This window comes from Ruegeria sp. C5 (assembly GCF_056537605.1).
This window is the reverse complement of sequence record NZ_JBQFRX010000015.1, coordinates 1-5,036: the sequence shown is the minus strand read 5'-3', so window position 1 is coordinate 5,036 and position 5,036 is coordinate 1. Positions and strand designations below refer to the sequence as shown.

At 56.7% G+C, this 5,036-nt stretch carries 3 protein-coding genes and 1 pseudogene; all 4 read right to left on the bottom strand.

Annotated elements, in window-relative coordinates; translation table 11 throughout:
* A pseudogene (locus tag ACR0AW_RS21130) lies at window positions 1–231 on the bottom strand (methyltransferase); the annotation flags it as partial.
* A gap of 17 nt (window positions 232–248) precedes the next feature.
* A complete protein-coding gene (locus tag ACR0AW_RS21125; protein WP_480439584.1) occupies window positions 249–2,573 on the bottom strand; it encodes an NAD-dependent epimerase/dehydratase family protein in 2,325 nt (774 codons plus the stop codon).
* 1 nt (window position 2,574) lies between these two features.
* Complete coding sequence (gene rfbF, locus ACR0AW_RS21120; RefSeq protein WP_170734188.1) at window positions 2,575–3,351, bottom strand: glucose-1-phosphate cytidylyltransferase; 777 nt, start codon at window positions 3,349–3,351, stop codon at window positions 2,575–2,577.
* Between the two features lie 161 nt (window positions 3,352–3,512).
* On the bottom strand, window positions 3,513–5,036 hold a 1,524-nt coding region (locus tag ACR0AW_RS21115), incomplete at its 5' end, for a cadherin-like domain-containing protein (RefSeq protein WP_480439582.1).

Below are 5,036 nucleotides of genomic sequence, written 5' to 3'. Positions count from 1 at the left end.
CTGGCTATCATCGGTGGTCGAAGCGTAATCGACCTTGGACAGACCGAAAACGGAACTGAAGACAAAGCCGCAATCGTCGCAGAATTTCAGAACCAGCGGATGGCGCGGGAAATTGCGCGCCTCATCCTCGGTGTCCAGCAGAATGCAGCTTTGCACCGGGATGGCGTCCAGCCGGTAAATCTCTGACAGGGTCTGCCCGGCACAGGCCGGGCAAGAGGTCAGTTCAGTCATAAATATGCCCTCCGCCGTCAGGATTCGACGATTTCCAGTTCCGGGATCGGTACAACGAACTTGCCGCCGGCCTGCAGGAAGGCCTGCTGTTGGCGAATGATCTCGTCGCGGAAGTTCCAGGGCAGAATTATTACATAATCCGGATTATCATCCATCAATCTTTCGGGCTCATCGATGCGGATACGCACGCCGGGCATGTATTTGCCCTGCTTGTGGACGTTCTTGTCCACCGCGTATTCAATGGCCCGGTCGTTGAGCTGCAGAAAGTTCAGCATGATCGTGCCCTTGGCCGCCGCGCCATAGGCTGCGATGCGCTTGCCATCGGCTTTCAGATTGCCCACCAGTTTGCGCGCCTGATCGCGGAAGGCCCGGACACGGGCCCCGAAGGTCTTGTAGTAACCGAACCGGTCCAGACCCAGTTCATGTTCTTCGGCCAGGATATCCGCAACAGCCTGCGTGGGTGCTGCGGTCTTGCCAAAGAACAGCCGCAGTGACCCGCCATGGATTGGCACCCGCCGCATATCGTTCAGATACAGCCCGTGCCGTTCAAACAGCGTTTTGGCCGAACCCACCGAGAAATAGCACAGATGCTCGTGATAGATCGTGTCGAACTCGATGAAATCGATCATGTCGCGGACATAGGGAAATTCGACCACAACCTGCCCGTCATCGGCCAGCAGCTCGGCCATGCCTGCCACCAGATCATTCTGGTCGGCCACATGCGCCACCACGTTGTTGGCGATGATGACATCGGCCCGTTTGCCTTGTGCGCGCAATTCGCCGGCCACGCGGGTGCCGAAGAAGTCGATCACCGTGTCGATACCCTTTTCGCGCGCTGCAGTGGCGGGTTGCGAGGCCGGATCGATGCCCAGAACGTTGATGCCTTCGCCCTTGAAATTCTGCAGCATATAGCCGTCATTCGACGCGATCTCGACCACCAGATTATCCGGTCCGAGCTTGCGTTTCTCGATCAGTTCCAACGCGTTTTCGCGAGAATGCTTCAGCAGATCTTCGGAGTAGGACGAGAAATAGACGTAGTCGTCACCGAACATTTCTTCCGGCGGGCGGGTTTCCAGCAGCTGAACCAGAGTACAATCGGGACAATAGCCCAAACGCAACGGGACCAATGACTCTTTATGCGTCAGCCCACTTTCTTCCAGCAGACCGTCCGAACGGGGCATCAGGCCCAGATCGAGAATGGGCTCCAGCCCCTTGTGGCTACAGGAAATACAATTGACCCCGGCGCTGTCGGCCACGAAATCCGAAGGGTCGGCTTCCTGCACGTTTTCAGGGGTGCGCGAAGACACCCCATTTTCGGTGTGCTTCAGGGCCACATCAATGACATCATCGGCGATCAGCTTTTTGATATGGCCGATCCGCTGATAGCGGGGGCCTTCGAATTCTTCCAGCGTCAGGTCCTGCGCCAGATAGGATTCATACAGCGATTGCGCGCCCTTGCGGGCATCCCATTGCGGTTTGAAATGCGGCATCACCCGTTGGATCTTGTCGCAGTTCACCCGATAGGACCGTTTGTCGGGGCCAGCATCATCGGCAAAGGTCACCTCGCAACCCGGAACCACATCGGCCACGATCTCGGCCAGTTCGCGGATCTGGTAATTGTGCTCGGTCACGCCGACATTGAAGGCCTCGTTGCGGATCTTTTCGACCGGCGTGTCCAGCGTCGCCAGAAACGCGCGGCTGATATCTTCGATATGGGTGATCGGCCGCCAGGGCGTGCCATCAGATTTCATATGGATATTGCCCGTGGTCACCGCCCAGGCGACGAGGTTGTTCAGCACCAGATCAAACCGGATGCGCGGGCTGACCCCATAGGCCGTGGCCGAACGCAGGAAGGTCGGGCAGAACGTGTCATCCGCCATCTCGGCCAGCGCCAGTTCGGATTTGACCTTGCTTTCACCATAAGGCGTCACCGGGTTGAACGCCCCGGTCTCGTCGATGAAATCCGCGCCCGACGCGCCATAGTTCGAGCAGGAGGACGAGAACACAAACCGCGACACCCCGGCCGCCTTAGCGGCACGGGCCACGTTCATCGTGCCCTCATAATTGATTTCATAGGTGGTTTCGGGTCGGAAATCGCCTAGTGGATCGTTCGACAGTGCGGCCAGATGCAGGACGGCGTCAAAGCCCAGCAAATCTGCTGCCTCGATATCGCGGATATCTTTCAGGATCGTCGGCACTTGCGGCATCTCTCCGCCCGGAGCGAAAGTGCAGCGCTCGTACAGGTCGCTGTCGATCCCCGCTACTTCATGTCCGGCTGCCTCTAGCATGGGGGTCAGCACCACACCGATATACCCACGGTGACCAGTTACCAATACACGCATATTATTTCTCCCAAACCGCCCAGGGGCGTTCACCGGAATCCCACAGCTTTTGCAGATTGTGCTTGTCGCGCAGGGTGTCCATCGCCGCCCAGAATCCGTCATGAGGATATGCCATCAGCTGACCATCCCTGGCGAGATTCTCCAGCGGCGCATGTTCGAACATGACCATATCGCCTTCGATATAGTCAAAGACCTGCGGCTCGAGGATAAAAAAAGCACCGTTGATCCGACCCTCGGCTGTCTGCGGCTTTTCCTCGAACGCAACAACCTGGTTGCCCTCAAAGCGCATATGACCGTAGCGCGCGGGCGGACGCACCGCAGTGATCGTCGCCAGCTTGCCGTGGCTGCGGTGAAAGGCAAGCAGCTTGTGCAGGTCCACATCCGATACGCCATCGCCCCAGGTCAGCATGAAAGTCCCGTCGCCCATATAAGGCTGCAGTCGCTTGACGCGCCCTCCGGTCAGAGTCTCACCACCGGTTTCGATCAGATCGACGGTCCAGGGCGCGTGATCCTGATCGTGGCGCACCACCGGTTCAGGATGTCCCATATTGACCGTGATATTGCCCGCCAGCGTCCCGTATTCCGCAAAGTAACGCTTGATGTAATTGCCCATATAGCCAAGGGCGACGGCAAAATCGTTATACCCGTAATGGGAATAGGTCATCATGATATGCCACAGGATGGGCATACCTCCGATCTCGACCATTGGCTTGGGCCTGACCGAGGTCTCCTCTGCCAGACGCGTTCCCTTGCCCCCGGCGAGAATTGCAACTTTCATGGAAATTCTCCGTTAACACAAATGTAATCGTAAGCTTGCCAAAGAGACTCTGGCAAAGAAATAGGCCAATTTTATGGAATGAAGCGTTCCTCCGGAAACTGACAATATTTTACTCGATACCGTATCCCAATTAGCGGAAATATGGTGATTTTTCACCTTTCTCAGACCAGAAGCGTATCCGTGAAGATGAAATCATCGCTGTTGAGATCCAGCCCGTAGACACTGTTCAGAAGGCCGACAAGCTCGTCAGCATCGCCATTCTCGCCCACCCGCCAGATCGCGGTGCCCGGTGACAGGCCCGGCGCATCGGTGCTGAGCACGTAATCCGCGGCAACACCCGCCAGCTGCACCTGATCGGTGCCCGAGATGAAATCGTAGACAAAGCCATAATCACCCTCGCCCGCATCAGCCCCGATCCCGTCGTCGTAATAGGTGCCGTTCGCATCCCCGAAGACAAATACATCCGCGCCGCCAGCGCCGACAAATACATCCACCTCGCCCTGGCCCGGCGTGGCGCCCCCGGTATCGACGGCGACCTGAACCTCAGCGCTGTCGTCGCCCTGAATGATATCGCTGCCGGTGATCTCGGTGACAGTCAGATCGCCGAAGGTGACGTCATAATAATGTGCGTTGAGGTAAATGCCCCCAGTCGCCGGAGCCTCGTCCAAGCTGAAGGTCTCCACGGATTGCAGGGTCCAGTCCACCGGCTCAGCCGCGCCCTCTTCCCAGACCTTGAGGCTATAAAGCCGGTCATAGATACCGGTCTGTTCGACCCGAACGGTGAAGTTGTAGGTCAAGCCTTCTTGCAGATCAAAGTTCTGCACACCTACCAATTCAGAAAACTTGTGATAACTCGTATTCCGGAACAGGTGGGTATACGTAAACGATGCGCCTGGCTCGTAGCCTGTGTTTAGTTGCGTGTCGCCTGATGCTTGGGTGTGGCCTCCCCATAGCAATCCAACTGCAAATGCCTCCAGTACCCCAACCGGATCATCGACGCTAATATCGTGTAGGGTAATCGAAAGATCGACTTCGTAATTGTCCCAGCTGTCATCGCCCAAAACCAGCAAACGGTCATATCCCAGATCGACCGGCCGGATACCGGTTTCATCCCAGAACCAAGTGCCGTCAACGATCTGCAGCACATCCTGCGCGTCGGTCACTGTAGACCAATCGATACTGTAATTGGGGTTCCAGGTAGTGCCGGATTCATATTCCACCACTACATCGCGGGTCGCAACGGCACCGCCCGCCAGCGTCGCGGCAATAGTGACAACATCATCCGCGCTCGACCCGTCAAGTTCCGCAAAATCGATCTCGATGTTGAAGTCCCCGTTATTCTGCAGGCGTACATTGTCTGCGCCAATCAGAAGGGTTTGTTCGGGACCGCCGTTCAGAGAATAGGTCAGTGTTTCGACATTACCGCCGACATTGCCAAGGATATTGATCGCGGTCTGCCCTTCACCCGGACCACCAAAGCTCTGATTGAGCCCATACCAGACATCAATGGGATTACCGACAGAAATCGTCACGGTTGCCGTGTCAGTGAACTCTCCATCTGAAATCGTGTAGTTAAAATCATCTAGCCCCGAATAGCCCGCGTTTGGAGTATATGTATAGGTTCCGTTGCCGTTGTCTGTCAGGGTTCCGTTGGCAGGCTGCGTCACGCCGGTCAGGGTCAGTGC

Coding starts and splice junctions, on each gene's coding strand:
- ACR0AW_RS21125 (WP_480439584.1), bottom strand. CDS start 2,573: ATGCGTGTATTGGTAACTGGTCACCGTGGGTATATCGGTGTGGTGCTG.
- rfbF (WP_170734188.1), bottom strand. CDS start 3,351: ATGAAAGTTGCAATTCTCGCCGGGGGCAAGGGAACGCGTCTGGCAGAG.